The sequence below is a fragment of the Geobacillus sp. ZGt-1 genome, assembly GCF_001026865.1.
GTDB lineage: Bacteria > Bacillota > Bacilli > Bacillales > Anoxybacillaceae > Geobacillus > Geobacillus thermoleovorans.
The window spans coordinates 37,064-39,434 of record NZ_LDPD01000006.1 but is presented as its reverse complement, the minus strand read 5'-3'; the positions used below and the strand labels follow the sequence as shown (position 1 = coordinate 39,434).

General features: G+C 44.7%; 2 protein-coding genes. One reads left to right on the top strand and one right to left on the bottom strand.

Features of this window, described 5'->3' with window-relative positions; all coding sequences use genetic code 11:
• The first annotated feature begins 199 nt into the window (after window positions 1–199).
• Window positions 200–1,561, top strand: a complete 1,362-nt coding sequence (locus tag VU18_RS01240) for an IS4-like element ISGka3 family transposase (protein ID WP_047757514.1) — start codon at window positions 200–202, stop codon at window positions 1,559–1,561.
• Between the two features lie 413 nt (window positions 1,562–1,974).
• Here VU18_RS01240 and VU18_RS18655 read toward each other — a convergent pair.
• On the bottom strand, window positions 1,975–2,371 hold a 397-nt coding region (locus VU18_RS18655), incomplete at its 5' end, for an ATP-binding cassette domain-containing protein (protein ID WP_047757551.1).

Below are 2,371 nucleotides of genomic sequence, written 5' to 3'. Positions count from 1 at the left end.
TTTTCACATTTAGAATAGATCGAAATTCTAAGATTTTTCTAATGTATTGGTATATATTTTTTATAATTTTCTTTAATTTATTGTGATTATAATATGGGATTGCCTCCATAGCCATCAAGTTAAGAAAACAGGAATAAATATATGCCTCATTTGACCATCCTTTTGAAGACCTCATAATGTCTTAGAAAGGGTGGTTTTTTTGAAGACGTCCTTATCTCTCCAAGAAGAATGGCATTGTTTTTTAGACGGATTAAGAAGCGTGTTATCGTGCGAAGAACTTGAACATATGGCCCGAGATCATCAATTTATTCAACGAAAGGGGAAGTCACGCGCCCATGATTTCGTGGCACTTTGCACATTTCTCCAGGAAGGAGGCGGTCAAAAATCATTGGTGCAGCTTTGCAGTGCTCTAGCTCTCAAGCAAAACACCTCTCTGAGTGCGGAAGGGCTCAATCAACGGTTTCATGAAAAAGCGGTGAGTTTCCTCAAAGCGGTGTTTGAAAAACTGCTCATTCATCAGACTCAGGAGGCCCGTCGCTTATGTCCAAGACATTCGCTGTTTCTCCGGATTCGCATTCTCGATTCCACGTCGTTTCAACTGCCTCCTGAAATCCAGGGGATTTACGAGGGATGTACGGGGCCTGGGGTGAAAATTCAGCTAGAATATGAATGGCTAGAAGGGAAGGTTCTCCATGTGGACGTCGAAGATGCCCGTCATCACGACGCCGCCTACGGAGCGTCCCTTCTATCGACCATCCAAGAGGGAGACCTTTGTTTGAAAGACTTAGGCTATTTTTCGCTTGAGGGATTGCAAGCCATTCATGACGCCGGGGCCTTTTATATTTCACGGCTCAAACACAATGTAGGGATTTACCAAAAAGAAGGGGACCGATTTCGAAAATGGGAACCAGAGGATTTCCTTGCGGTGCTGCAACCGGGAGAAACCATGGAACTGGAACATGCGTATGTCAGTGGAAAGAAAGTTCATCAACCGCGGCTTATTGTGTATCGGCTGACAGAAGAACAGGAGCGACAGAAGGAAGGACAATGGAAACAGAAGGCGAAACAAAAAGGGGCCGCGTACGTGACGCGACGCCCCCACCCAATATATGTATATATCACCAATATTCCAGCGATTTATACCTCTTTGCACGAAATTCATACGCTGTATTCTCTTCGCTGGCAGATTGAGGTGGTATTTAAGACATGGAAATCCCTGTTTCACATTCATCGATTCAAACCGATGAAAGGGGCTCGCTTTCAGTGCCACCTGTATGGAACATTGATTGCCTTATTGATCAGCTCCACTGTCATGTTTAAAATGCGGGAATGGCTCTATCGAAAACAGAAAAAGGAATTGAGCGAATATAAGGCGATGAGTATGATCAAGGAGTTCGGTATGGATTTATTTCAAGCCTTATGGTGTTCGGAGGCGTTAGCTGTCCAACTTCTTTTAAAACTGTGTGACATCATCGCTCAACACGGAAAAAAATCAAGGCGTTATACAAAAAAGAGCGCTTTAGACATTATCGAGAGTTTGGTCATCATGCCGGTGTCGTAAGAAATTCCCGCCTCATACCATGAAAAAAACCTTCTATAGGGAAGGTGTATTTGACATGCCTATCTTTATATATTCTCACGGTCACAGCCTCCAAAGATGAAAAGTGAAGCCTTGGAGCTACTCGCTCCAAGGCTTCACTTGATGGCTATGGGGATTGCCTCAAAGAGTTGTTGACCCAAGCAAAACACACAACATCTTGGCATTTCCATGGCGGCTCTCCTGTTCAAGAGTAGGATGGGGGAGTGGCGCAACGAAGAAGAGCTGCTGCACTGAAGCTCCCAGCATCCTCCTCAGATGCAGGAAGCTATTGGTTCACTTTTGATTGTCCCATGAACACGGAAGCGGCACCTTCGCACAGTTGGTTGTTCAAGATGGCCACCCCCTCGCGAATTTCGACATTACACACATGACAGTCATTCTGCCGTAATATGGGTCATACCCGTAATCACCCCTTCATTCATCGAATATACTTCATGGCATAATGACTGAATGTCCACCTTGTTGTGAGACGTCAACAAAATGGTGCAGCCTCTTTTGTTTTCCTCCCGAATAATTTGGTACACTTGGTCCACCGATTTTTCATCCAAAGCATTCATCGGTTCATCGAGCAACATCAGCTGCGGTTTCTCCATGATGCATTGTGCGATGGCCAGTCTTTGTCTCATTCCAAGAGAGTACGCTTTCACCGGCCTTTTATCATGCGGATTCAACCCCACTCGCTCGATCGCCTCTTTTACCTCACGTTCGCCGATTTTGTTCTGAATCATGGCTAAAAAATGCAAATTATCGAATCCTGAGTATTGTTCAAGG